Annotated in this window: 23 protein-coding genes; 17 read left to right on the top strand and 6 right to left on the bottom strand. The window is 48.9% G+C overall.

Features of this window, described 5'->3' with window-relative positions:
- Positions 1–23 precede the first annotated feature (23 nt).
- Entirely contained in the window at positions 24–1,601 is a 1,578-nt protein-coding gene (locus HNQ56_RS09510; protein ID WP_429144978.1) for a putative polysaccharide biosynthesis protein, read from the bottom strand.
- A gap of 330 nt (positions 1,602–1,931) precedes the next feature.
- On the opposite strand from HNQ56_RS09510, the gene HNQ56_RS09505 reads away from it, so the two are divergent.
- From HNQ56_RS09505 to mnmA, 4 genes are all read left to right on the top strand, one after another.
- Complete coding sequence (locus HNQ56_RS09505; RefSeq protein WP_429145006.1) at positions 1,932–2,405, top strand: RrF2 family transcriptional regulator; 474 nt, start codon at positions 1,932–1,934, stop codon at positions 2,403–2,405.
- Between the two features lie 23 nt (positions 2,406–2,428).
- Positions 2,429–3,607 (top strand): cysteine desulfurase NifS, encoded by a 1,179-nt coding sequence (gene nifS / locus HNQ56_RS09500; RefSeq protein ID WP_429144976.1) that lies wholly within the window; start codon positions 2,429–2,431, stop codon positions 3,605–3,607.
- Between the two features lie 106 nt (positions 3,608–3,713).
- Positions 3,714–4,151 (top strand): Fe-S cluster assembly scaffold protein NifU, encoded by a 438-nt coding sequence (gene nifU / locus HNQ56_RS09495; RefSeq protein ID WP_429144974.1) that lies wholly within the window; start codon positions 3,714–3,716, stop codon positions 4,149–4,151.
- 49 nt (positions 4,152–4,200) lie between these two features.
- On the top strand, positions 4,201–5,349 hold the full coding sequence (gene mnmA / locus HNQ56_RS09490) for a tRNA 2-thiouridine(34) synthase MnmA (RefSeq protein ID WP_429144972.1): 1,149 nt from the start codon (positions 4,201–4,203) through the stop codon (positions 5,347–5,349).
- On the opposite strand, the gene HNQ56_RS09485 is transcribed toward mnmA, so the two are convergent.
- Positions 5,346–6,164 (bottom strand): histidinol-phosphatase HisJ family protein, encoded by an 819-nt coding sequence (locus HNQ56_RS09485; protein WP_429144970.1) that lies wholly within the window; start codon positions 6,162–6,164, stop codon positions 5,346–5,348. The two genes, mnmA and HNQ56_RS09485, sit on opposite strands and share 4 nt — an antisense overlap.
- 77 nt (positions 6,165–6,241) lie before the next feature.
- Entirely contained in the window at positions 6,242–8,041 is a 1,800-nt protein-coding gene (locus tag HNQ56_RS09480; RefSeq protein WP_429144968.1) for an Rqc2 family fibronectin-binding protein, read from the bottom strand.
- Between the two features lie 275 nt (positions 8,042–8,316).
- Here HNQ56_RS09480 and gdhA point away from each other — a divergent pair, with 275 nt between their 5' ends.
- The 6 genes from gdhA (at position 8,317) to HNQ56_RS09450 (ending at position 14,373) form a co-directional block, all read left to right on the top strand.
- A complete protein-coding gene (gene gdhA, locus HNQ56_RS09475; protein ID WP_429144966.1) occupies positions 8,317–9,651 on the top strand; it encodes an NADP-specific glutamate dehydrogenase in 1,335 nt (444 codons plus the stop codon).
- A gap of 244 nt (positions 9,652–9,895) precedes the next feature.
- The gene (locus HNQ56_RS09470) at positions 9,896–11,323 is read left to right on the top strand and encodes an urease accessory protein UreH domain-containing protein (protein WP_429144964.1); all 1,428 of its coding nucleotides are present in this window, start codon (positions 9,896–9,898) and stop codon (positions 11,321–11,323) included.
- A gap of 2 nt (positions 11,324–11,325) precedes the next feature.
- On the top strand, positions 11,326–11,841 hold the full coding sequence (locus tag HNQ56_RS09465) for a Fe-S-containing protein (RefSeq protein WP_429144962.1): 516 nt from the start codon (positions 11,326–11,328) through the stop codon (positions 11,839–11,841).
- Between the two features lie 16 nt (positions 11,842–11,857).
- A complete protein-coding gene (locus HNQ56_RS09460; RefSeq protein ID WP_429144960.1) occupies positions 11,858–12,559 on the top strand; it encodes a response regulator transcription factor in 702 nt (233 codons plus the stop codon).
- 14 nt (positions 12,560–12,573) lie between these two features.
- Positions 12,574–13,965: a sensor histidine kinase gene (locus HNQ56_RS09455; RefSeq protein WP_429144958.1), complete on the top strand. Its 1,392-nt coding sequence runs from the start codon at positions 12,574–12,576 to the stop codon at positions 13,963–13,965.
- A 219-nt stretch (positions 13,966–14,184) separates the two neighbouring features.
- Positions 14,185–14,373, top strand: coding sequence for a PspC domain-containing protein (locus HNQ56_RS09450; protein WP_429144956.1), 189 nt, complete (start codon positions 14,185–14,187; stop codon positions 14,371–14,373).
- Between the two features lie 122 nt (positions 14,374–14,495).
- Here HNQ56_RS09450 and HNQ56_RS09445 read toward each other — a convergent pair whose 3' ends face one another.
- On the bottom strand, positions 14,496–14,852 hold the full coding sequence (locus HNQ56_RS09445) for a response regulator (RefSeq protein WP_429144954.1): 357 nt from the start codon (positions 14,850–14,852) through the stop codon (positions 14,496–14,498).
- Between the two features lie 54 nt (positions 14,853–14,906).
- Positions 14,907–15,794 carry a chemotaxis protein CheX gene (locus tag HNQ56_RS09440; protein WP_429144953.1) on the bottom strand — a complete coding sequence of 296 codons (888 nt, stop codon included), beginning with the start codon at positions 15,792–15,794 and terminating at the stop codon, positions 14,907–14,909.
- Between the two features lie 352 nt (positions 15,795–16,146).
- Between HNQ56_RS09440 and argS the strand changes: the two genes are divergently transcribed.
- The 5 genes from argS to pyrF are packed head-to-tail and all read left to right on the top strand — an operon-like array spanning position 16,147 to position 22,045.
- Positions 16,147–17,913, top strand: coding sequence for an arginine--tRNA ligase (gene argS / locus HNQ56_RS09435; protein ID WP_429144951.1), 1,767 nt, complete (start codon positions 16,147–16,149; stop codon positions 17,911–17,913).
- A 52-nt stretch (positions 17,914–17,965) separates the two neighbouring features.
- On the top strand, positions 17,966–19,300 hold the full coding sequence (locus tag HNQ56_RS09430) for an ATP-binding protein (RefSeq protein WP_429144949.1): 1,335 nt from the start codon (positions 17,966–17,968) through the stop codon (positions 19,298–19,300).
- Between the two features lie 39 nt (positions 19,301–19,339).
- A complete protein-coding gene (locus tag HNQ56_RS09425) occupies positions 19,340–19,732 on the top strand; it encodes an NUDIX domain-containing protein (RefSeq protein WP_429144948.1) in 393 nt (130 codons plus the stop codon).
- A 10-nt stretch (positions 19,733–19,742) separates the two neighbouring features.
- Positions 19,743–21,071: a dihydroorotase gene (locus HNQ56_RS09420; protein ID WP_429144947.1), complete on the top strand. Its 1,329-nt coding sequence runs from the start codon at positions 19,743–19,745 to the stop codon at positions 21,069–21,071.
- Between the two features lie 44 nt (positions 21,072–21,115).
- Positions 21,116–22,045, top strand: a complete 930-nt coding sequence (gene pyrF / locus HNQ56_RS09415) for an orotidine-5'-phosphate decarboxylase (protein ID WP_429144945.1) — start codon at positions 21,116–21,118, stop codon at positions 22,043–22,045.
- 63 nt (positions 22,046–22,108) lie between these two features.
- Here the strand turns inward: pyrF and HNQ56_RS09410 are convergent, their stop codons facing one another.
- A complete protein-coding gene (locus tag HNQ56_RS09410) occupies positions 22,109–22,633 on the bottom strand; it encodes a peptidylprolyl isomerase (RefSeq protein ID WP_429144943.1) in 525 nt (174 codons plus the stop codon).
- Positions 22,634–22,918: 285 nt separating this feature from the next.
- On the opposite strand from HNQ56_RS09410, the gene HNQ56_RS09405 reads away from it, so the two are divergent.
- Both HNQ56_RS09405 and HNQ56_RS09400 read left to right on the top strand, forming a co-directional pair.
- Entirely contained in the window at positions 22,919–23,686 is a 768-nt protein-coding gene (locus HNQ56_RS09405; protein ID WP_429144941.1) for a dihydroorotate dehydrogenase electron transfer subunit, read from the top strand.
- Positions 23,683–24,585, top strand: a complete 903-nt coding sequence (locus HNQ56_RS09400; protein WP_429144940.1) for a dihydroorotate dehydrogenase — start codon at positions 23,683–23,685, stop codon at positions 24,583–24,585. The genes HNQ56_RS09405 and HNQ56_RS09400 overlap by 4 nt, the downstream gene beginning before the upstream one ends.
- Positions 24,586–24,706: the final 121 nt, after the last annotated feature.

The following is a 24,706-nucleotide window of genomic DNA, read 5'->3' as shown; positions in this document are numbered from 1 at the left end:
AGCTGGGGCGAATCTCGCATGCTTTATTGAAAATCTTTTCGGGAAATTGCCTTTGTAATGTATAACAGAGCGATGCAAATGACGCATACTATAAAACAGAAGCTCAGCAGTAAGAGAACTTCGTTTATATGCGTCATTTTTTTTATGTATTCGTAGCTTCTCTTCAGCAGGAAACCGGCCAGGGCAATGATGACTGCCGGCTTAACGATGGAATCCACCCCGTTCATAGAAAAACGGACATTTCGCATAACGGCGAAAGCGTCCAGGCCGGTTACGATTAGCTGACCGATCAGCAGCGCAATGAGATAGCCCTTGATTCCGCGGGAGGGAATCAGAAAGGCCACCAGCAGGATCTTGCAGAGGGAGCTGATGATGGAATTGGCAAAGGTAATATGCGCCTTGCCCAGGCCATTAATGATGCTGCTGAGGGTAGTGGTGAGGTAGATCAGGGGGCATAGCCAGGCCAGGGTCATCAGATAGGAGCCGGCCTGCTCATTATGAAAAATAGTATTTCCCAGATCCTTTCCGAATAACAGGAAAAGCCCGGTGCTGACGATGCCGATCATAAGGCTGTATTTCACTGCGACAGCGGAGGTCTTTCCGATCAGTGTGTCGTTGCTGACCGCCTGGGCTTCCGATATGGTAGGAAGAATCAGCACGGCCAATGCATTGATCAGCGCCGTAGGAAACATAATAAAGGGAATGGACATTCCGTTGAGAATTCCGAAGGTGGTCATGGCTTCCTGGGTGGTGAGGCCGAAGCGGCGCAGCATGGCGGGAATCAGAATTGCCTCAATGCTGTGAAGGATGCTGAGCAGTAAGCGGTTAGCGGAGAGCGGGACGCTGAGGCTCAGGAGGCTTTTGAGAATCTGCCTGGGGCTGTCCGTTTTTGCTCTTGGATCAGGGCCGCCCGGCAGTATCTCGCCGGGGGAACGGCCCCATAGTAAAGAGCAGAGATTGTATAGACTGGAGGCCACTTCTCCGATGACCAGGCCAAAGACGGCCAGGCCCAGTGTGACCTTAGCTTCTCCTCCTCCTGCATACAGTGCCACAAGATAGACAATTACAATGCGGACGACCTGTTCCAGCAGTTGCGTTGAGGCCGGAATCCCTGCCCTTTTTAATCCGTAATAATAGCCGTTGATGCAGGCGGTTACTCCGCAGAAGGGAAATACCACGGCGAGAATACGAAGGGCTTCGGTGCTTCGCGCTTCCATAAGGAAACGTCCGGCGATGAAATCTGCATGGAAATAGACCGTTATGGACAAAATGACTGCCAGGGAGATGGACAGAATCAGCCCGGTCCAAAGAATTTTAGATATATTTTTGGAATTCCTCCGGCCAAGCTCGGCGGCTACCAGCCGGGAGATCGAGGTCTGAATGCCGGTGGCATATATGGTATAGCAGATGGTGTAAACGGGGAAGATCAGCTGGTAGATGCCAAGGAGCTCGGCTCCCATTGAGTTGGATAGAAAGATACGGTAAAAAAAGCCGGCAAAACGGGTGGCAAAACCGGCGGCGGTCAGAATCAGAGTTCCTTTTACCAGGGTGTTCCTTTTCATCTTCCGTAATTCGCTGGCGGTTAGGGGGGTGTGATTCATGGCGGCCTCCGGATGGGATTTTTAGAGGATCAGAATTGCCCATTGATCTCTATTTATGTATATTGCAGATGGGAAGAACTTATGTTAGGACATTGACAGCCTGTGAGAGGATTAACCTAAAATTTATATGTTACAATACACCATTCTGCATTGTAACCTTAATTGATAAAAATTTATTGACAAGGAATGAGGATAGTGCTATGCTTATAACCGAGTAATTTAATAGGAATTAAAATGGTAGGATATAAATTGTTACGATTGAAGAGATCTTCTTTTGTAACCGGCATATACCGGTAGGAAAGATACCGGAGAATGGGTAAGGTGAGAGATATGAAGCTTTCTACCAAGGGCAGATACGGTTTAAGAGCGGTGCTGGATATTGCGGTGCATGCGGATGAAGAAGCTGTGGCGCTTAGTCAGATTGCTGAGCAGCAGGGAGTATCCCTGAATTATCTGGAACAGTTGATTGCCAAGCTGAAGAAGGCCGGAATTGTGAAGAGCATCCGGGGGGCGCAGGGCGGTTATATGCTGGCGGTGCCGATGGAGACATTGTCCATAGGGGATATCCTGAGGGCGCTGGAGGGAGATTTGAGTCCGGTGGATTGTTCTGAGATAAAGGATGGCGAGAGTGCTTGCAGCCACTCGGATTCCTGTGTAACAAAATATGTCTGGAAGCGTATAAGTAATAGTATAAATGACGCGGTAGATTCTATCATGCTGTCGGAGCTTGTGGAAGAGAGCAGGAAAGTACAGTGCGGGACAGGAGCCATGGATACCAAAGCGAAACAGACATGTGGTAAATAATTTTTATTTTAGGAGATGACAACATGGAGAGAAAGATATACCTTGATAATGCGGCGACAACCAAGACAAGACCCGAAGTAGTGGAGGCAATGCTTCCTTATTTCACCGAATTATATGGAAATCCGTCCAGCGTGTACGAATTTGCTACCCAGAATAAGAAAGCAGTTGACGAAGCCAGGTCTGCGATTGCTAAGGTAATAGGGGCTGAGATCAACGAGATTTATTTTACCGGCAGCGGAACAGAAGCGGACAACTGGGCCCTAAAGGCGACGGCGGAGGCTTACGCTGCGAAAGGAAATCATATTATTACTTCCAGAATAGAACACCATGCAATTATCCACACCTGTGAGTATCTTCAAAAGCATGGCGTGGATGTGACTTATGTGGATGTGGATGAGAATGGAATCATCAAGCTGGATCAGCTGGAGAAAGCCATTCGTCCGACTACAATATTGATTTCCGTTATGTTTGCCAATAATGAGATCGGCACGATACAACCGATTAAGGAAATCGGAGCGATTGCAAAGAAGCATAATATATTGTTCCATACGGATGCGGTACAAGCCTTCGGACAAGTGGAGATCGATGTAAACGATCTGGGGATTGACATGCTGAGCGCCAGCGCCCATAAGCTGAACGGGCCCAAGGGTATCGGGCTTCTCTATATCAGGAAGGGTGTGAAAATCCGTTCCCTGATCCATGGCGGTGCGCAGGAGAGGCAGAGGCGTGCGGGAACGGAAAATGTTCCGGGTATCGTTGGTTTTGGAAAAGCGGTGGAAATTGCCGCGGCAACCATGGAGGAACGTACCAGGAAAGAGCTGGCTCTGCGGGATCTGCTGATGAAGCGTGTGATGGAGGAAATTCCTTTTGTGCGCATCAATGGGGATAAACATAGGAGATTACCCAATAATGCGAACTTCAGCTTTCAATTTATCGAGGGAGAATCCCTGCTGATTATGCTGGATATGAATAATATCTGTGCCTCCAGCGGCTCTGCCTGTACCTCAGGCTCTCTGGATCCTTCCCATGTGCTTCTGGCCATTGGTCTGCCTCATGAGATCGCCCACGGTTCCCTCCGCCTGACCCTGAATGATGAGATAACGGAAGAAGAGATTCACTACACCGTTGACCGGATTAAGGAAATCGTGGAAAAGCTCCGTAAGATGTCTCCCCTCTATGAGGATTTTATGAGAAAAAGATAGGAAGACACAGGAAAGAGACAGCATTTTAAGCCAGGATAAAGGCCGGATGAAATGTAAGGAAACAGGCGGATAACTTAACATATGATTATAGTTTGGAGGAAAGATTATGTATACAGAGAAGGTTATGGATCATTTTACCAACCCTAGAAACGTGGGTGAGATAGAGAATGCCAGCGGCGTCGGAACCGTAGGCAATGCAAAATGCGGTGACATTATGAGAATTTACCTGGATATCGATGATGCGGGTATTATCAATGATGTGAAGTTCAAGACCTTTGGCTGCGGTGCGGCGGTTGCTACCAGCAGCATGGCCACCGAGCTTGTGAAGGGCAAGAATGTGGAGGATGCCCTGAAGATCACCAATAAAGCGGTAATGGAAGCTCTGGACGGTCTGCCTCCGGTGAAGGTTCACTGCTCTTTGCTGGCGGAGGAGGCAATTCATGCCGCACTCTGGGATTATGCGGAGAAGAAGGGAATTAAGATTGAAGGCCTGGAAAAACCCAAGTCGGATATCAGCGAAGAGGAAGAGGTTATTGAATATTAAATAGTAATTTCATGGCATCATGGAATTGGTATTTTGGTTGGAGGAAGCGATGGAAAAAGTAGTAGTGGGAATGTCCGGAGGTGTGGATTCCTCCGTGGCAGCCTATCTTTTAAAGGAGCAGGGCTATGAGGTAATCGGGGTGACGATGCAGATCTGGCAGGATGAAGATATCTGCACCCTGGAAGAGAACGGCGGCTGCTGCGGGCTCAGCGCGGTGGAGGATGCGAGACGGGTGGCTTCCGTGCTGGATATTCCCTATTATGTGATGAATTTTAAGCAGGAGTTTAAGGATAAGGTAATCGATTATTTTGTCGGAGAGTATCTGAGAGCACAGACTCCCAATCCCTGTATTGCCTGTAACCGCTATGTAAAGTGGGAATCCCTGCTGAAGCGTTCACTGGATATCGGCGCCTCCTATATTGCCACAGGGCATTATGCCAGTATTGAACGGCTGCCGAATGACAGATATACCATTAAGAAATCGGTAACCCAGGCAAAGGATCAGACCTATGCCCTGTACAATCTGACACAGCATCAGCTCTCCCATACCCTGATGCCGGTAGGAGCCTATGCCAAGGACGAGATTCGCCGGATTGCGCTGGAGCAGAAGCTTCCGGTGGCGAACAAGCCGGACAGCCAGGAGATATGCTTTGTACCGGATAAGGATTATGCCGGTTTTATAGCCGGTTATCTGGAAGAGAAGAATCAGGGAGCAGCTGTCCAGGATCAGGCGGCGGCTTCCGAAGTCTGCACCGGTATGGAGCCCGGCAACTATGTAAATACGGCGGGAGAGATTCTGGGAAGGCATAAGGGACTGATCCACTATACCGTCGGTCAGCGCAAGGGCCTTGGAATTGCTATGGGACAGCCTGTGTTTGTCGTGGAGCTGTGTCCCGAGACCAATGAGGTGGTACTGGGAGGTTCCGATGAGGTGTTCTCGGACAGGCTGTATGCCAACCGGCTGAACTTCATGTCCATCGAAGACCTGGAAGGAGAGCTGGAGGTAGAGGCGAAGATCCGTTACAGCCATAAGGGAGCCCGCTGTGTGATCAGGAAGACGGCTCCGGATGAGGTGCTCTGTATTTTTGAAGAGCCCCAGAGGGCAATCACGCCGGGACAGGCCGTTGTCTTCTACCAGGGAGATTATGTGGTAGGAGGCGGCACGATTCTGCCCATGGCCGGCAGGCGGTCCGGCTAGAGCTTCTCGTAGACCGGCCGGCCCTGTTCAAAGACGGCATAATACCGATAACCCAGCCCCTTCAGCAGATCGGGAATTAGATGGAAATCATAAGCCAGATGCTCCGGTTTGTGAGCATCGGAACCAATGGTGATCAGTTCTCCGCCTAATTCACGGTATCGCTTCAGTATCTCGGCCTTGGGATGGGTATAGCCGGTACCATACTTCAGACCGGAGGTATTTACCTCAATTCCCCTGCCGCAGTCAATAATCGTCCTCAGGGCTTCATCCAGGATATCGGCATAGTCCGCATAGGAATAGTCCGCCTTCTTGCCGTCGGCGGTGGGAACATAGCGTATAATATAATCCAGATGTCCATAAATATTAAAATGCTTCCGGAACAGTCTGCAGTTCTGAGAGATGGAACGGAAATAAGCCAGAAGCCCCTCCTCCTTTGTCCGGTGTTCCCAGAACCGGGGATAATAAGGATCCATATAGTCTATTACATGAGTGGAGCCAATAACAAAATCAAAATGATAGCTTCCCATCAAAGCGTCCAGCTCCGCTCCTATCTGAGGCTGCAAGCCAAGCTCAATGCCGGTCAGTATCCGGATCTGTTTTCCGTACCGTTCCTTTAGCCTTTCCAGCCGGGAGATGTATTCCTCCGGATCAAATACGAAGCAGATGTCCTCCAGATGGGGGTAGTCATAATCCATGTGATCGGTAAAACAAATCTTTTTTAAACCCAATTCAATGGCACGTTCGATTGTCTGTTCCATGGGTGTCTGAGAATCACCGGAAAAATCGGAATGTACGTGGCAGTCAGTGATGATCATCTTGTCAACTCCTTTTATTAGTATGGAAATAAAGTCTCAAGTAAATATGCTTGCATTTAGGCCGGTCGGTCAAGGAACTAATCTGCCTGGGTAATGCCCGTAATATCCGTGGGTGATACCATGGAATAGTTGGTGTAATATACAACAAAGCCGGGCTTTCCGCCGCTGGGCTTCTTAACATTCTTCTTCTGGGTGTAATCAATCTCAGCCTTGTCCGCATCCCTCGCACTGGAATAATATGCTGCAAGCCTTGCCGCTTCTTCAAAGGTACGGTCGGGCAGCTCGTTTCCGGAAGACTTCACGATAACATGGGAACCGGCCTGTTTCTTGGCATGGAACCACCAGTCCCCGCCGTCCGCGAACTGGAAGGTCAGTTCGTCATTCTGGTAGTTGTTTTTGCCGACATACATATGATAACCGTCGGAGGAAATGTAGTGAAGAGGCTTGCTCTTGCTGTTGCTCTTTCCGCGGGAAGCCTTTTTCTCCTTCTTTGCCAGAGAAGCAGTTCTTTCCTGGTTTTTTGAGCCGCTGGTAAAACGCCGGCGGATATATCCGTACTCGGTGAGCTCCTGCTTTAAAGCGGTCAGATCGGCTTCCTCCGTGGCAATATCCAGTGCCGTCTGTATGGACTCCAGGTGGGATAATTCATCCTGTGTCTCCGATAACTGGATAGTAAGGGCATCATAGGTCCGCTTCATCTTATTATATTTTTCAAAATACTGCTTTGCGTTCTCCAGAGGGGTAAGAGTAGGGTCCAGGGGAATGCTGATGTTTTCATTGCTATAATAATTCAATGCATTAAGCAGATTGGCACCCGGTTTCAGCCCATAACCGTAAGTGGTGATCAACTCACCATAGATGCGGAACTTTTCCCGTTTTTCCGTGTCCTGGAGCTGCTTATACTGTAAATCATATTTCTTGCCGGCACGGTCCAGGGCGTTGGAGACAATCTTGCGCAGGTCGGCGGATTTCTGACGGATGCGGGCCGCGGAATCCTTCGAGGCATAAAAGACCTCCAGCAGAGCGGAGATGCTTTCATAATGCTGAACCTCATGATTGGCATAGCAGGTAAGCGCCACACTGGAGAATTCCACGGGGATATTATCTTTGGATACAATGTTTGGTGTAAATTCCCCGGCTTTTACCGTCTCCATCATACGGGTAAAATTATGATACAGATGCAGTCCTGTGACCTCCGTCAGAGTCTCGGTGTAATCCCCGGCATCAATGGAGGAACGGCAGCAGATTTCATTGGCCAGCAAAGGGCTGATACCGGTGAGATTGCCGTAGATTGCCTTGGCAACCGGAAGGGATTTGACTGTGAGAGCGCTCAGGAAGGTCTCATAATCCACCGTAAGGGGATCCAGCTTTGCGGTTGTGACAGGAATAAAGTAATCCCTGCCGGGTAAAACCTCCCTTACAGAGCTTACAAACTGATTAATTCTCTTAATGCTGTCAATGATCACCATGTTCTCATCGCAGAAAATAATATTGCTGTGCTTACCCATTAATTCAATGATCAGATGCTTAATCCGCAGATCCCCCATTTCATTGAGATGCTCCAGCTTGAAATTCACGATACGTTCCAGCCCAGGCTGGGAGATGTCCAGAATCTTAGCGCCGTTCAGATGCTTGCGAAGCAGCATGCAGAAGTTGGGTGCCGTCATGGGGCTGGGTTTATTGACACCGGACAGATAGATCAGGGGAAGGCCTGCCCCCGCAGAAAGCAGAAGACGGTACTGGCCACGTTCCTGCCCCTTAACCGTGAGGATTAATTCATCCTTCTCCGGCTGGGCGATTTTACTGATCCTGCCGCCCAACAGAGTTTTTCTTAATTCATCTATTACATTAGCGATAACAACGCCATCAAAAGCCATAGCTGTAAATCTCCTTTATCAAAGTCCTTCTTATCATGAAGAATTATAGCATACTAGTCTGAAAATGAATATCATTTTTTAAGGAATAAAACCGGAATATAACCTCAGGATATAGATACTATGCAAAATTTTCATAAAAAAGTCTATTGCATTAAAGCGGAGAAGCATTTATAATAGAAAAGACAAATACAAAGGCGCATTTGTTTTTTAAGTGCGCCTTTTTTGTGTATTTTAAAAGACAAGTGAGATACTATTTTAATCAAAGGAGATTAAATATGGGATATGTTGATGAAGTAATTGAATTAGTGGTTAAGAAAAATCCTGCGGAGCCGGAATTCCATCAAGCAGTAAAGGAAGTATTGGAATCTTTACGGGCAGTAGTGGAAGCAAATGAAGAGACCTTTAGAAGAGAAGCGCTCTTAGAGCGGCTGGTTGAGCCGGACCGTCAGATTAAATTCCGGGTGCCTTGGGTGGATGACAGCGGCAAGGTTCAGGTAAACACCGGTTATAGAGTACAGTTTAACAATGCAATCGGGCCTTACAAGGGCGGCCTGCGTCTGCATCCGTCCGTCAACCTGGGTATCATCAAATTCCTGGGCTTTGAGCAGATTTTCAAGAATTCTTTAACCGGCCTGCCCATCGGCGGCGGGAAAGGCGGTTCCGATTTTGATCCGAAGGGTAAGTCGGACAGGGAAGTATTGGCCTTTTGTACCAGCTTTATTACGGAGCTTTACAAGTATATTGGTGCGGATGTGGACGTACCGGCAGGGGATATCGGAACAGGCGCAAGAGAGATCGGTTATATGTACGGCCAGTTTAAGAAGATCAAGGGCACCTATGAGGGCGTATTAACCGGAAAGGGCCTGACCTATGGCGGTTCCCTGGCAAGGAAGGAAGCTACCGGCTACGGTCTGCTGTATCTGGTGGAAGAGATGCTCAAGTGCAATGGGCAGGATATCAAGGGTAAGGTATGTGCGGTATCCGGTTCCGGCAACGTGGCGATCTATGCAATCCAGAAAGCGCATCAGCTGGGAGCTAAGTGTGTGACCTGCAGTGATTCCAATGGATGGATCTATGATCCCGAGGGCATTGATGTTGCTGCTTTGCAGGAAATTAAAGAGGTTAAGAGAGCCAGATTAACCGAATATAAGAATTACAGGCCCAATTCCCAGTACCATGAGGGACGGGGAGTATGGACGGTAAAATGTGATGTTGCCCTTCCCTGTGCAACCCAGAATGAGCTTCTTCTGGAGGATGCTAAGGTATTGGTTGCAAACGGCTGCTTCGCAGTGGCGGAAGGTGCCAATATGCCCACCACTCTGGAGGCTACGGAATATCTTCAGGAGAACAAGGTATTATTTGCTCCCGGTAAGGCGGCAAATGCAGGCGGTGTGGCTACCTCCGCCCTGGAGATGACCCAGAACAGCGAGAGGCTGAGCTGGACCTTTGAAGAAGTAGATACCAAACTGAAGCATATCATGGTTAACATCTTCTGCAATCTGGATGATGCCGCCAAGAGGTACAATGCTGCCGGTAATTATGTAGTAGGCGCCAATATTGCAGGCTTCGAGAAGGTTGCCACAGCCATGATGGCACAGGGGATCTGGTAAAATTTCAGAAATAACATAAGATAACATACGATATAAGGAAAGCTGTCTTGGATAATGCGGTGGAATCAGGAGCCGTAATATCTGTGGCAGCTTTTTTGTTGAACATAAGAGCGGTTCGCAAGACGTGCCACTCATTGTTTTTTTACTTCCCAGGAAAGTTCTCCATAAAATCTCCACAACTTGCTGTTATAGTAATTACAGAAAGCGGTTTAACAGCCGAAAATCTTTAGAAAAGGAGAAACCCATGTCTTCAAAGCTTGTTACAAGAATGCTGATGATCAGTAACATGACCTGTGCCAATTGTGAAAACATCATTGAACAGGAGCTGGGTAAGGTGCCCGGAATACACCGGATCAAAGCGAGCTATTCCAAATCTGCGGTCAGCATTACCTATGATGAGAGTATTGTCCCGCCGGAGGTGATAGAAAAGACCCTGGAACAGGCAGGCTATTTCCTGAAAAAGAATTCCAAACAGATGAAGATTGGCGCTGCAGGGAAAGCGGCTTCTTCCAAGGGACAGACCGATTATACGGATATTGCGGCGGTACTGATTGTTATACTTGCCGTGTATATGATAGCGGAACGTTTTGGCATAGCGGATATCTTCCGGGCCTTTCCCACCGCCAAGGAGGGGATGGGATACGGGATGCTGTTTCTTATCGGGATCCTGACCTCGGTGCACTGTGTGGCCATGTGCGGGGGCATCTGTCTTACCCAGTGCGTGACAAAAGATACCTCTGCTCCCCAAGGGAAAACAATGCGGGAAAAGGGGGGAGTTATGGTTTCCATACGTCCCAGTTTGTTGTATAATCTGGGAAGAGTGATATCCTATACGACCCTGGGCGGAATCGTCGGCGCGATAGGCTCGGTGGTAAGCTTTTCCGGAGTCCTGCAGGGGGCCGTGCAGCTGGCGGCAGGAATATTCATGGTAATCATGGGACTGAATATGCTGAATGTTTTCCCCTGGCTGAAGAAGCTGAATCCAAGAATGCCAAAGAGTTTTGCCCGAATGATCTATTCCAAACGGGGAAGCTCCAGTCCGCTGTATATCGGTATTTTAAATGGACTTATGCCCTGCGGCCCGCTGCAGGCAATGCAGCTGTATGCTTTGTCGACCGGGAGTCCGCTCAAAGGAGCGGCGGCCATGTTTCTCTTCAGCATAGGAACCTTTCCTCTGATGTTTGCCTTTGGAGCGCTGGGCTCCCTTATGAATAAAAAGTTCTCCGGCAGGTTAATGACCATCAGTGCGGTTCTGGTAGTGGTGCTGGGGATATCCATGTTCAGCAGCGGCGCCAGCCTGTCCGGCTTGAGACTTCCCTCCGGGCCGGGGGTCAGCGGTGAACAGGCCGGTTCCGGGGGAGTGGCAAAGCTGGAGGACGGGATACAGATTGTGACCACAGGCCTTTCCTCCGGCAGGTATGAGCCCATCGCAGTGCAGAAGGGAATTCCGGTAAGATGGGTGATACAGGCGGAGAGCGGAGATATCAACGGATGCAATAACAGCATTATTATTCCGAAACTTGGTCTGAGGAAAAAGCTTGCTCTGGGGGATAATGTAATTGAATTTACTCCGGAGGAAAGCGGGATGATTTCTTATAGCTGCTGGATGGGAATGATCCGAAGCAGAATTACGGTAGTGGATGATATTGGAGAATATGGAAAGGAAAGATAACTATGAAAAAGAATAGAATGGATCTGAGAAAACTAATTATATTGGCAGCCGGTGCAATTGTGGCAATAATGCTTTTCCTTCGCTGGCAGGAGGGCACGGGAAGCGTCAATGCTCCCGAAAAAGGGAAGACTGCCTCTAATTCTGCGGTAATCGATGACGATATTGTTATTTCTGTAAAGGATGTGACGGAAACAGCCTCCTTCTATCCGGCTAAGATCAATGGCACAGAACTGGAGGTAATTGCCGTGAAAGCTTCCGATGGTACAGTGCGAACGGCATTTAATACCTGCCAGGTATGTTACAACTCCGGTAGGGGGTATTATAAACAGGATGGGAACCGGCTGGTATGCCAGAACTGCGGAAACCGGTTTGGCATGGATGATGTAGAGATCACCAGAGGCGGCTGCAATCCGGTGCCCATTACCTCTGAATATAAAGAAACCGGCGAAGAGACAATAACCATATCTAAGGATTTTTTGACCGAGGCAACGGTGATTTTCCAGAATTGGAGCAAATAACAGGAGTGGGATGTCTATGAATCACATGGCGAAGAAGATACTGGTAGTGGAGGATGAGGAAAAAATTCTGGAGGTGGTAAAGTCCTTCCTGGAAAGTAAGGGCTTTACTGTCCTTACTGCTCCCAACGGCAGAATTGCGCTGGATATCTTTGAGCAGGAGAGCATCGGGCTGGTGCTGCTGGATCTGATGCTCCCGGAGATATCAGGGGAAGAAGTATGCCGTGCCCTGAGAAAGAAGAGCAGGGTGCCTATTATCATGCTGACCGCCAAATCCCAGGAAGAGGATCTGCTGCAGGGACTTGGGCTGGGGGCGGATGATTATATTACAAAGCCCTTCGGCTTTAAGACGCTGTATGCCAGGATTGAAGCCGTGCTTAGAAGATCCGAGGAGGATCTCTCCGGGATGTTTTCTAAAAAATCCTTCTGTAATGGTGACCTGGTCATAGATTATAGCAACCGTTATGTCAGCAAGGCGGGACGCGAGGTCAGGCTGACTCCCAATGAATATAAGCTGCTGGTTCTCCTGGCCGGACATCCCAATAAGGTGTTCACCAGAGAGGACCTGATTGCAGTTGCTTTAGGGGAGGAGTTTGAGGGCTATGACCGTACCATTGACAGCCACATCAAGAATTTGAGGCAGAAAATCGAAAGTGATCCGAAGACTCCCCGCTATGTCAAAACAATTCATGGAGTGGGGTACCGGTTTGACATTGAATAGACAGGGAGGTCCGCATGAAACGTAGCTTAAAATCCAATGTATCCTCCGCAATCCTGATTCTTGTTCTGATTACGGTGGGAATCATCAGTCTTTTAGCCAATGCTTTGATAAACAGGCGGTTCACCGATTATATCAGCAGGCAGCAGGAGCTGAAGGCCCATATCATAACCTCAAGCATCAGCCAGCAGTATGATGCATCCACCGGCCAGTGGAACATGGACTATGTTCATGCCATCGGCATGTTTTCCCTGTACGAAGGCTACATTATCAAGATATACGATCAGCAGGGAAAGACCTTATGGGATGCGCAGGCTCATGATATGGGGCTGTGCAATCAGATTATGGGGGAGATATCGGACCGGATGAGAATTGAGTATCCCCAGTTGGACGGCGAATTCACCTCTGTGTCCTATGAGCTGGAGCAGGGCGAGATGGCGGTGGGAAGTGTGAGCATCAGCTATTTCGGCCCTTTCTTTTTAAATGAAAATGAATTCAAATTCCTGTACTCCCTCAACAAGATATTGCTGGGTGTGGGAGGGATCTCCTTGCTGGTGTCCCTGTTGGTGGGACATCTTCTGGCTAAACGCATCAGTCGTCCCATATTAAAGACAGTGGAAGCTGCCGGGGAGATCGCGGGAGGCAGATATGAGGTGCGCCTGGAAGAGAAGAGCGATACCAGGGAGCTTCATTTGCTGATATCCTCTGTTAATCATCTGGCAGAGTCCCTGGAAACCCTGGAAAAGCTTCGTAAACAGCTGACAGAGGATGTGGCCCACGAACTGCGTACGCCGATTACTATATTGCAATCCCATCTGGAGGCCATGACAGAAGGATTTTGGGAGGCTACTCCGGAGCGTCTCCAAAGCTGCTATGATGAGGTGGTACGGGTCGGCAATCTGGTGGGGGATCTGGAGAACCTGGCCAGTCTGGAGAAGGATAATCTAAATCCGGACAAAAAGAAAATGGAGCTGAGGACGGTGATTGAGCAGACCGTGGCCTCCTTTGAAGCAGAGCTTCTCCATAAGGAGCTCCAAGTGACGGTGCAGGGACCCCGTATTGAATTAATGGCGGATGTCAGCCGTATCAAACAGGTGGCGGTTAATCTTCTCGGCAATGCGATAAAATACTCCGGGACGGGAGGCAAGATCACGGTCGAGCTCCTTGAACAGCAGGATATTGCCGGATTTTCTGTTACCGACAATGGAATCGGAATTCCGAAGGAAGAGCTGCCCTATATCTTTGAACGGTTTTACCGGGCGGATAAATCCCGCAACCGCATGACCGGAGGCACGGGAATCGGATTAACCATTGTACAGTCAATCGTGCAGGCACATGGCGGCAGAGTAGAGGCGGAAAGCGAGCCAGGGAAGGGAAGCACCTTCCGGGTATACTTGCCGAAGGAATAAACCGGTGATATATTAAAATAAAGATTGACATATAATAGCGTATGATATATAGTATTATTAATATCAAATATACTAATTAATAAATACTATTATGCAATGAATAATAGTATGAAGCTTTACTAGAATATCTTTCTGCATGACCTTACTGAAATGGAAATATTTTAGTTGATTTTAATTAGAAAAAAGATATGATAATATTATAAGGAAGGAGGTTGTATTATGGAACAGAAAAAATTATATCGGTCAACCAGCAATAAAATGCTTTGCGGAGTATGCGGAGGAGTTGCTGAGTATTTCAATGTGGATCCTACGATCGTCCGTCTGGCGTGGGCAGCCGTGTGCCTGTTTGCAGGTGCAGGTATTATCGCGTATATTATTGCAGCAATTATTGTGCCGGTACAGATCTAAGCAAACCTTTCACTCCTATGTTTAATAAAAAGAAACCAAGGAACCTTGAGGCCCTTGGTTTCTTTTTATTGAACATAGGAGCGGTACGCAAGGCGTGTCGCTCGTTGTTTGAGAAAGCCGGTTTATAAAACCTTCTTAATAATATCCACAATCTGCGCTGCTTCATAGGGTTTAGTCAGAAATTCAGCAGCGCCGTATTTTATCGCATCTACCATCTTACCCTTCTGGCCGGCTGCGGTAACCATAATAACCCTGGCGGACCGGTCGTGCTCCTTGATTTTTCTCAGGGCCTCCAAGCCATCCATCACCGGCATGGTAATATCCATGGTAGTAAGCTCCGGCCGGATCTCTATGTATTTCGCCAGGCCGTCCTTTCCGTCGACAGCTTCGGCAACCACCTCATGTCCGTGTTCTTCTAAAATAGCTCTTAAGATTTTCCGGGATGTTCTTGAATCATCTACAATTAGTATTTTAGCCATAATAATCCTCCTTTTTCTCGCTAACTGATACTCTGCTGCTGACGCAGCACCAATCTAGGTTATGGAAACGGTATGATCAGTAATTACTGCAAGCTCTACCTGTTCGCCGCGGATCATAATGGGTACGAGGAAGAGGCCGCCTTCTGCGGTGAGCGTTCCATTCCGATAATAGCCGGGAGGTGTCATATCAATCTGTATCTCCTCCTGACTCAGCTTTGAAGCGTAAAGGCCATTGGTGCAGTTAATAAATTCACATACGGAGTCAAAGGCGTCTTCATCCATGGCTGTAAAGTCTTCCTTAGCGAAGGGCCGGGCAATTTCAAGCAATGCCTTGTCACTTCCCGCAAGTCCCACGAAGACACTGTGATCTCCGGTCATCTGCTGGCAGGCCAATCCGGAGAAGGAGTATTCCTTTGCCGTGTACGCCTTTTTCAGCAGAAGCTCGCTGTTGATGAAACGGATGATGTTGCGGATGGCCAGAGCGGCACATTCCCCGGTAAAAGGAATTCCCGAATCCACAAATACATCGATAATTCTGTCGATATCACCGGATTTCAAGGCTTCTACGTCGGAATTGCTGTAATTGTTCTCTTGCTGATATTCTTCAAGACAGGCTTCGATTTCCTGACGGGTCAGAATACCCTGCTCCGTCGCCAGCTGTATAAAGCTGAGATAGGAATTGCCCTGGAGATTGAGCAGGTGGGTTACCTCCTCCGCCACCAGATATCCCTTATCAATGGCGATGTCACCGAAGCGCCGGTCTGTCTTCTTCTGGATTTCATTGATTTCCTCCGCCTGCTTTGCAGTGAGGAGCTTTTCAGATACTGCGATAAGACCCAATTTTGCTTTGGTTTGGTGAAGCTGCTGAACCAGACTGTCAAATTGTGATTGAGAAATCTTATTCTTGTCTAATAAGTAGTGGCATAAGTATAGTCCGAACATGATATTTCCCCTTTCATAATTTATAATAAACTTCCGGCATTCCCATACCGGGAAGAAATGTGACAGGCAGCCCTCTTTGCATCCTGTCTGAAAATCCCGAATAAAAGAATGTTTTACAACCTACTATATACCAATATACAACAAATTAAATAAAAAATATAGTATATAATTCATAATTTGAGTAAAAATTGAAAAAACATTATAACAGTTCAGACGGCAATGTCAGTTAGTTAAGACGGGGTAGGGAAGGAGGGCTTGTAAAAATTTCTTCTTTCATGATGACAATTTTAAATAACTATGATAAAGTAATGATTAATTAAGAAATGAACTGAGGAAAGGCGCGTGTATAAACATGAAGACTATGATTGAATTATTATCGGCGGAAATGAGGGAGGCCTTTGCAGAAAAAGGCTATGAGGAGAAGTTTGGCGCCGTCACTCTTTCCAACCGTCCCGATTTATGCCAGTATCAATGCAATGGAGCTCTGGCAGCTGCAAAGCAGTATAAAATGGCTCCCATCAAGATTGCCCAGGAGATTGCCGAGGTATTACAAAACAGCCGGATGATTAAGGAGGCTGTGGCAATTATGCCGGGCTTTATCAATATTAATCTGAAGGAAGAATATCTTGCAAAATATTTAAACCGCATGAAGAGCGAGGAGCGCTACGGAGTGGAGAAGGATCCTCAGCCCAGAACAGTGGTCATCGATTATGGCGGACCCAATATCGCAAAGCCCCTGCACGTAGGGCATATGCGCTCCGCTATCATTGGGGAAAGCCTTAAGAAGCTGCTGCGCTATGTAGGTCATACGGTGATCGGAGACGCGCATCTTGGAGATTGGGGAACCCAGATGGGCCTTATCATTGCAGAGGTGAAGAGGCGTCAGCCCCAGCTGGTGTATTTTGATGACAGTTATACCGGTGAATACCCGGCAGAAGCTCCCTTTAACATATCGGAGCTGGAGGAAATCTATCCTGCCGCCAGTGAGTATTCCAAGAGCAACCCTGATTTCAGGGAAGAGGCTAAGACGATAACCTATCATCTGCAAAATGGGCACAGGGGATATACCGCCCTGTGGAATCACATTCTGCAGGTATCTGTTACCGATCTTCAGAAAATATATGAGACTCTCAAGGTGTCCTTTGATCTGTGGAAGAAGGAAAGCGATGCGCAGCCCTATATCCCGGAGATGATTGAATATTTTAAGGGGAATAATTATACCAGAATCAGCGAGGGAGCGCTGGTGGTGGACGTCAAGGAAGAGACGGATACGAAGGAGGTTCCTCCGTGCATGATCTTGAAGACGGACGGCGCCGCTCTTTACAATACGACGGATCTTGCCACCATTGTGGAACGGATGAAGCTCTTTGCACCGGATCAGATCATCTACGTGGTGGACAAGAGGCAGGAGCTGAACTTTGAGATCGTATTCCGCTGCGCAAGGAAGACAAAGCTGGTGAAGGAGGATACCCGGCTGGATTTCATCGGTTTCGGAACGATGAACGGGAAGGACGGGAAGCCCTTTAAGACCAGGGAAGGCGGAGTGATGCGCCTGGAATATCTCATTAACAGTGTGACGGAGGAAGTCTACCGCAAGATCATGGAGAACAGGAGCATGGAGGAGGAAGAGGCCCGCAGGGTGGCTTCCCAGGTAGGTCTGGCGGCATTGAAATACGGTGATCTGTCCAATCAGATATCCAAGGATTATGTCTTTGATGTGGAACGCTTTACCAGCTTTGAGGGAGATACCGGACCCTATATTCTCTATACCATTGTCCGGATTAAGTCCATCCTGGCAAAATACCGGGAAAGCAATCCGGGGGCGGCAGCCCTTGATTTGCTTCCGGCTGTTTCAGCCAGTGAGCAGGGGCTGATGCTGGAGCTGACCAAATTCACGGAAATGATCCGGACGGCTTATCAGGAGCTGGCACCTCACCGGATTTGTGCCTATATCTATGATTTGGCCAATGCCTTTAACACTTTCTATCATGATACGAAGATCATTGCCGAGGAGGATAAGCAGAGACAGTCCTCCTGGATTGCATTAATTACTATGGTACAGGATATATTAACAACCTGCATAGATCTCCTTGGCTTTGAGGCCCCGGAGAGAATGTAAAAGCGTACAAAGTACGCATGCGCGGTGGAATGCGCAGACATGGAGGCAAAGCGTGTATCGTCTTATATCGAAGCTTATCATATATACAAATCTGGATCGAAAGGGCTTTCTGTATCAGCTGTCCGGGCTGATACAGGAGTTTGACAGCAGGAACCGGGAGCAGGGACTGACGGAAGAAGAGAAGGAGAGCCTGATATCCCGAATCTATGAGCTGATCCATCAGCTGCTGCAATTGGCCACCGATTATGGCTTCAATCACAATCTCTGGCATAATTATCTGGCCTATTTGCTGGTCACGGCGGAGAATCCCTTCAGTCTGACCTGCGAGAAGACAGGGGCGAAGGAAGGTTCCGTGAATCAGTTTGCCAGAAATGATTTCGGAATCTTCAAGGCACTGTTTGATTATGATTTCCTGCCCCTGGAGAGAGAGCTGGGGATTAACTGCTTTTCCATTCTTGCGAACTACCATGCCATTGAAAAAAACAGCAGCAGATATAATAAAAGTGTCAGCGAAAAGGTTCAGATATTAAGCAGCCGGATTGAGCAGGCAGGGGATGAGAACGAAGTATTTACCTGTGTGACGGATTTTTACCGGGATTATGGTGTGGGGATGTTCGGCCTCAATAAAGCCTTTCGTATCAAGAAGCCGGAAGGAGAGCTGGAACTGGTGCCCATCACCAACACCCAGGAGGTCTGGTTGAAGGATCTGGTGGGGTATGAGCTTCAGAAGAAGAAATTAACGGACAATACCAGGGCATTTATCGAGGGAAGAAAGGCGAACAATGTTCTTCTCTTCGGAGACAGCGGAACCGGCAAATCCACCTCGGTAAAAGCGCTTCTCAACGAATATTATTTGCAGGGCCTTAGAATTATTGAGATTTATAAGCACCAGTTTGAGGATCTGTCCGAAGTAATTGCCATGGTGAAGAACCGGAATTACAAATTCATAATTTATATGGATGATCTGTCTTTTGAAGAATTTGAGATAGAATATAAGTACTTGAAGGCGGTCATTGAGGGAGGGCTGGAGATCAAGCCGGATAATGTGCTGATCTATGCCACTTCCAACCGGAGGCATCTGATCCGCGAGACCTGGAGCGACCGCTCCGACATGGAGGTTACGGAGGAGCTGCACCGCTCCGATACCATGCAGGAGAAGCTTTCCCTGGTGGCGCGGTTCGGTATTACCATTAATTTCTCGGCACCCGGTAAGAAGGAATTCCAGCAGATTGTCCTGGAGCTGGCCAAACGCCAGGGGATTTCCCTGTCCCAGGAGGAATTGCTGCTGGAGGCCAACCGCTGGGAGCTGTCCCATGGCGGGATGTCAGGGCGTACAGCGCAGCAATTTATTCATTATCTGGCAGGGAAACCAGGTACGGTGATGTAAAAACCAAAGAAGAAAGTTCGATCTGAAAGGAGATGCGGTATGGAAAAGTACAGAATATTGGTAAAGGGTATTGTTCAGTATGAGGACAAATATCTGGTGGTAAAAAGATGGTTTGATGATCGTCTGGTGGAACCCTTTCAATGGGGGTTTATTGATGGTGTTATTGAGTTCGGTGAGGCTCCGGATAAGGCGGTCCTGCGCTGCATCAGCGAGCAGACGGGACTGACCGCAGCCGTGGAGCGCATTCTCTATACCTGGACCTTTACCACCGGAGATATATTTAATATCGGAATCAGCTATCTCTGCCAGGTGGGCTTTGACGATATCATCCTGTCGGAGGAGCTGACGGACGCCAGATGGATTACAAAGTATGAGTTGGAGAATTATATTGACCGCAGGATATTGGATGATGTGGAGGCCGCGGAATTATAAAGGAGTTGCCATGCGTACATTAATAAAGAATGGTTATCTGATTGACCCGGCGGCGGGCCGGGAAGGAGCTTATGATATTCTCATTGACGGCGAATTCATAAGCAGAGTGGAGAAACAGATTCCTCCCAAAGAGCTGACACAGGGGGAAGAAGTGGCTTCGGAGGAAGAATTGACCGTGATTGATGCCGGCGGCTGTTATGTGATGCCGGGTTTTATCGATCTGCATGTCCATCTTCGGGAGCCTGGTTTTGAATACAAGGAAACCATAGCCACCGGTGCCATGGCTGCTGCGGCAGGCGGTTATACTACCATCTGCCCCATGCCCAATACCAGCCCGGCGGCAGACAGCGGCGCAATGATAGAGCGGATCCGGTCGAAGGCGGAGCAGGAAGCGGTGGTTAATATTCTTCCCGTAGGCGCGGTCACTCTGGGGCAGGCGGGGAAGGAGCTGGTATCCATCGGAGAGCTTAAGGCGGCGGGAGCGGTGGCCTTAAGTGAGGACGGGAAATCGGTGATGAACAGCGCTTTGTACATGGAAGCCATGCGGCAGGCCGCCCGCCACGGGATGCCGATCTTTGCCCATTGCGAGGACAAGGAGCTGGCAGGAAAGGGAGCCGTTAACGCGGGCCGTAAGGCGGAAGAACTGGGCCTGCCGGGAATCTGCAATGCCGTGGAGGATATCATAACGGCAAGGGATATTCTCATGGCGAAGGAGAGCGGAGCACAGCTTCACCTGTGCCATATCTCCACCAGGGACAGTGCCAGGATGCTGGGGCTTGCCAAGAAGGACGGCCTGCGGGTAACCGGGGAGGTTTGTCCTCATCATTTTGTTTTGTCCGATCAGGACATTCCCGGAGATGATTCAGATTACAAGATGAATCCGCCTTTGCGCAGTCCGGAGGATGTGCAGGCGTTGAAGGAGGCTCTGAGGGATGGGATCATTGATGTGATCTCCACAGACCATGCTCCCCATTCCGCAGAAGAGAAGTCCGGATCCATGGCGGAAGCGCCCTTTGGTATTGTGGGTTCGGAGACCGCGTTTCCCCTGGTTCTGACGGAGCTGGTTGAGACGGGATATCTCAGTCCGGCCCAGATGGTGGAGAAGATGAGCGCCAATCCCGCCAGAGTGCTGGGACTTGACCGCGGCTGCCTCGATGTGGGAAAGGTGGCGGATCTGGTGATTGCCGATCCCGGAGAAGAATATTGCATTGATAAGGAGAAGTTTTATTCCAAAGGCAGGAACACGCCCTTCCATGGCCGGAAGGTAAGGGGAAGGATTGTTGCGACTCTGGTATCCGGCAAGGTTGTATATTCCTTTGAGGAGGGTATCAGGCCGTAAAATGCCGGATATTAATACAAGAATGAAAGGGAACGGTATCGTAAATGATTAATAAATTAGCGGAGAAAATAGGAAAGCTGGAGGCTCCCATTGTTGTCGGGCTGGACCCGATGCTGGAGTATATCCCCCGGCATATCCTCGAGAAAGCCTATGCTGAGAAGGGAGAGAATCTGGAGGGTGCGGCGGAAGCCATCTGGCAGTATAACCGGGGAATTGTGGACGCTACCTGTGATCTGATTCCGGCAGTTAAGCCCCAGATTGCCATGTATGAGCAATTCGGTATCGAAGGAATGAAGGCCTTTAAGAAGACCGTGGATTACTGTAAGGAAAAGGGACTGGCGGTAATCGGAGATATTAAGCGCGGAGATATCGGCTCCACCTCAGCAGCTTATGCAATCGGCCACCTGGGGAAGGTGACCGTCGGACAGAATTCCTTCCGGGGCTTTGACGAGGATTTTGTAACACTGAATCCCTACATGGGAGCGGATGCCGTCAATCCCTTCCTGGAGGTATGCAAGGAAGAGAAGAAGGGGGTATTTATTCTTGTGAAGACTTCCAATCCTTCCAGCGGTGATTTTCAGGATCAGCTGGTAGGAGACAGACCTCTCTATGAGCTGGTGGGCCGCAAGGTGGCAGAGTGGGGAGAGCAGCATATGGGTGATACCTACAGCTATGTCGGCGCGGTGGTGGGAGCCACCTATCCGGAGATGGGCCGGATCCTTCGTGAGATCATGCCCAAAGCCTTTATTCTGGTGCCCGGCTACGGAGCCCAGGGAGGCAAGGCGGAAGACCTGGTTCATTATTTTAACAAGGATGGACTTGGGGCAATTGTAAACTCCTCCCGCGGTATTATTGCGGCGTATAAGCTGAAGGGATATGAGCGCTTTGGAGAGCAGGCCTACGCGGATGCTTCCAGGCAGGCAGTCATTGATATGAGAGAAGATTTAAGGAAAGCATGGAGACAAGCGAAATAGAAGAAAATGCGCTTTGAAACGATGGATATCGATCAAAGCGCATTTTTTATAGTAAACTTCGGATTAGCACTTTTCCGGTTCCGGGTACTCCGTACCGAAGGTATCTACGGTAAGCTTTGCCATGATCTGAGGCTCCAAAGGAGCGTCGGAATAATCTGTCTTAGTCTCGGCAACCTTATTGACTGCCTCCATGCCCTCAATTACCTTGCCGAAAGCAGCATAGGAGCCATCCAGGTGGGGAGAATCCTTATGCATGATAAAGAACTGGGAGCCTGCGGAATCCGGACGCTGTGACCGGGCCATAGAGAGGACGCCTGCGGTGTGCTTCAGATTATTGGGAACATTGTTATATGAAAACTCGCCTTTGATGGAATAACCGGGGCCGCCCATGCCGGTGCCCTCCGGGTCGCCGCCCTGAATCATAAAACCGCGGATTACTCTGTGAAATTTCAGTCCGTCGTAGAAGCCCTTTTTAACCAAAGAGATAAAATTATTCACTGTGTTGGGTGCGATCTCGGGATATAATTCGATTCGAATAGTATCTCCGTTTTGCAATTCCATTGTAACGATAGGATTCGTATTTGCCATTTTCATCATTTCCTCTCAAATTAAAATTTTCCTATAACTGATCCGGACTGACGCACCGTAATGCGATCAGCCCACGCTGGTAAATATATCATAGACGGGAACCCGTGTCAAGGAGTGGCTGCATACCTCCGCTCATGTCCGGCATCTCGTAAAAAAACTTGTAGTGTACCGGGAATTAAGTTATAATGTCCAAGATAAGCAGATTAGTCCATGATGGATAGGGCATTGACATATTTATTATTCCTAATCTGCGGACATGGTATAATATCCATAGGAGAAAATGATATGCCTGTAGCGATGAAAAAATATTTTGAGATTACCGAGCAGACCATGCTGGCAAAGGATATTTACAGCATGTGGATCAAAGCGGAAGAGATTGCGGCGGCGGCAGTCCCGGGACAATTTGTCTCGCTGTATTGCGGGGACAGGAGCAGGCTCCTGCCCAGGCCCATCAGCATTTGTGAGATTGACCGGCAGCGGGGGCTGATACGCCTGGTATACCGGGTTACCGGGGCCGGAACGAGAGAATTTGCCGGGTGGAAAGCCCGGGACAGGGTGGAGGTCATGGGGCCCTTCGGCAATGGCTTTACGCTAGAAGGCAGCAAGGCGATTCTCATGGGCGGCGGCATTGGGATTCCTCCGATGCTGGAGCTGGCCGGGCAATTGAACTGTGAAAAGCAGATTGTACTGGGATACCGTGATATTACCTTTTTAGAAGATGAATTTACACCCTACGGAAGCGTTCATATAGCCACGGAGGACGGCAGCAAGGGCACCAAGGGGAATGTATTGGATGCCCTGAGGGAGAAGGGGCTGGAAGGAGATATCATCTTCGCCTGCGGGCCTACGCCCATGCTTCGTGGAATCCAGGCCTATGCGCTGGAGAAGGGAATCCGCTGTCAGTTATCCATGGAAGAGAGGATGGCCTGCGGTGTCGGAGCCTGCCTGGCCTGTGTCTGCAAGACGAAGGAAATTGATCATCACAGCAATGTCCATAATAAACGTATTTGCAAGGACGGCCCTGTTTTTTATGGAGATGAGGTGGAGCTATGAATACGAAGATAACCATTGCCGGAGTAACCTTTCAGAATCCGGTAACAACAGCCTCCGGAACCTTTGGCTCCGGGATGGAATACAGTGATTATGTGGACCTGTCCAGACTGGGGGCGGTGACCACGAAGGGCGTTTCCAGCGTACCCTGGCCGGGGAATCCGACGCCCAGGGTGGCGGAGACCTATGGGGGGATGCTGAATGCAATCGGCCTTCAGAATCCCGGTATGGAAGTATTTATCCGAAGGGATATTCCCTTCTTAAGACAATATGATACGAAGATTATCGTGAATGTGGTTGGAAAGACCACCGAGGAATATTGTGAGGTGGTAGAGCGGCTGGCGGACTGTGATGTGGATATGCTGGAAATCAATATTTCCTGCCCCAATGTCAAGGAGGGCGGAATTGCCTTCGGCCAGGATCCGGGATGTGTGGAGGCGATTACCTCAGAAGTGAAGAAGCGGGCAAAGCAGCCGATTATTATGAAGCTGAGTCCCAATGTAACGGATATTGCAGAGATGGCCCGTGCGGCACAGGCCGGAGGAGCCGATGCCCTGTCCCTGATCAATACCATGACCGGCATGAAGATTGATATTCACCGCAGAGCCTGTCTGCTTGCCAATAAGACCGGAGGGCTTTCCGGGCCTGCAATCAAGCCGGTTGCCGTGCGCATGGTGTACCAGGTGGCTCACGCGGTAGATCTTCCCATTATCGGGATGGGCGGAATCTCTACTGCGGAGGATGCATTGGAATTTCTCATGGCGGGCGCCAGCATGGTTGCGGTAGGTACGGCTAATTTCATCAATCCTTCGGCGACCATAGAGGTTCTGGAAGGGATGGAAGAATATATGAGACAGTATAATATAAAGGATATCCGGGAGATTATTGGCTGCGTACAATAGCTTCCTTGTGCAAGGGAAGAGACCATAGTAACAGTTCAGAGGGCAATGAAAATTTAAAGAATCGAATTGAAAAAACACAGCTTTTATGGTAGGATAGGAGAAGCATTTGATGCAATGCGGT

The sequence above is a fragment of the Anaerotaenia torta genome (assembly GCF_050433395.1).
GTDB classification, from domain to species: domain Bacteria; phylum Bacillota; class Clostridia; order Lachnospirales; family Lachnospiraceae; genus Mobilitalea; species Mobilitalea torta.
The sequence above is the reverse complement of the archived record's forward strand: the minus strand, read 5'-3'. Positions and strand labels throughout refer to the sequence as shown.

Bases quoted from the DNA above. Each gene is read 5' to 3' on its own strand.
- HNQ56_RS09465 (WP_429144962.1), top strand. From the start codon at position 11,326: ATGAAAAAGAATAGAATGGATCTGAGAAAACTAATTATATTGGCAGCC.
- HNQ56_RS09400 (WP_429144940.1), top strand. From the start codon at position 23,683: ATGAATACGAAGATAACCATTGCCGGAGTAACCTTTCAGAATCCGGTA.
- gdhA (WP_429144966.1), top strand. From the start codon at position 8,317: ATGGGATATGTTGATGAAGTAATTGAATTAGTGGTTAAGAAAAATCCT.
- HNQ56_RS09510 (WP_429144978.1), bottom strand. From the start codon at position 1,601: ATGAATCACACCCCCCTAACCGCCAGCGAATTACGGAAGATGAAAAGG.
- HNQ56_RS09440 (WP_429144953.1), bottom strand. From the start codon at position 15,794: ATGTTCGGACTATACTTATGCCACTACTTATTAGACAAGAATAAGATT.
- HNQ56_RS09405 (WP_429144941.1), top strand. From the start codon at position 22,919: ATGCCTGTAGCGATGAAAAAATATTTTGAGATTACCGAGCAGACCATG.
- HNQ56_RS09460 (WP_429144960.1), top strand. From the start codon at position 11,858: ATGAATCACATGGCGAAGAAGATACTGGTAGTGGAGGATGAGGAAAAA.
- nifS (WP_429144976.1), top strand. From the start codon at position 2,429: ATGGAGAGAAAGATATACCTTGATAATGCGGCGACAACCAAGACAAGA.
- HNQ56_RS09480 (WP_429144968.1), bottom strand. From the start codon at position 8,041: ATGGCTTTTGATGGCGTTGTTATCGCTAATGTAATAGATGAATTAAGA.
- argS (WP_429144951.1), top strand. From the start codon at position 16,147: ATGAAGACTATGATTGAATTATTATCGGCGGAAATGAGGGAGGCCTTT.
- nifU (WP_429144974.1), top strand. From the start codon at position 3,714: ATGTATACAGAGAAGGTTATGGATCATTTTACCAACCCTAGAAACGTG.
- pyrF (WP_429144945.1), top strand. From the start codon at position 21,116: ATGATTAATAAATTAGCGGAGAAAATAGGAAAGCTGGAGGCTCCCATT.
- mnmA (WP_429144972.1), top strand. From the start codon at position 4,201: ATGGAAAAAGTAGTAGTGGGAATGTCCGGAGGTGTGGATTCCTCCGTG.
- HNQ56_RS09455 (WP_429144958.1), top strand. From the start codon at position 12,574: ATGAAACGTAGCTTAAAATCCAATGTATCCTCCGCAATCCTGATTCTT.
- HNQ56_RS09470 (WP_429144964.1), top strand. From the start codon at position 9,896: ATGTCTTCAAAGCTTGTTACAAGAATGCTGATGATCAGTAACATGACC.
- HNQ56_RS09420 (WP_429144947.1), top strand. From the start codon at position 19,743: ATGCGTACATTAATAAAGAATGGTTATCTGATTGACCCGGCGGCGGGC.
- HNQ56_RS09450 (WP_429144956.1), top strand. From the start codon at position 14,185: ATGGAACAGAAAAAATTATATCGGTCAACCAGCAATAAAATGCTTTGC.
- HNQ56_RS09425 (WP_429144948.1), top strand. From the start codon at position 19,340: ATGGAAAAGTACAGAATATTGGTAAAGGGTATTGTTCAGTATGAGGAC.
- HNQ56_RS09505 (WP_429145006.1), top strand. From the start codon at position 1,932: ATGAAGCTTTCTACCAAGGGCAGATACGGTTTAAGAGCGGTGCTGGAT.
- HNQ56_RS09445 (WP_429144954.1), bottom strand. From the start codon at position 14,852: ATGGCTAAAATACTAATTGTAGATGATTCAAGAACATCCCGGAAAATC.
- HNQ56_RS09410 (WP_429144943.1), bottom strand. From the start codon at position 22,633: ATGGCAAATACGAATCCTATCGTTACAATGGAATTGCAAAACGGAGAT.
- HNQ56_RS09485 (WP_429144970.1), bottom strand. From the start codon at position 6,164: ATGATCATCACTGACTGCCACGTACATTCCGATTTTTCCGGTGATTCT.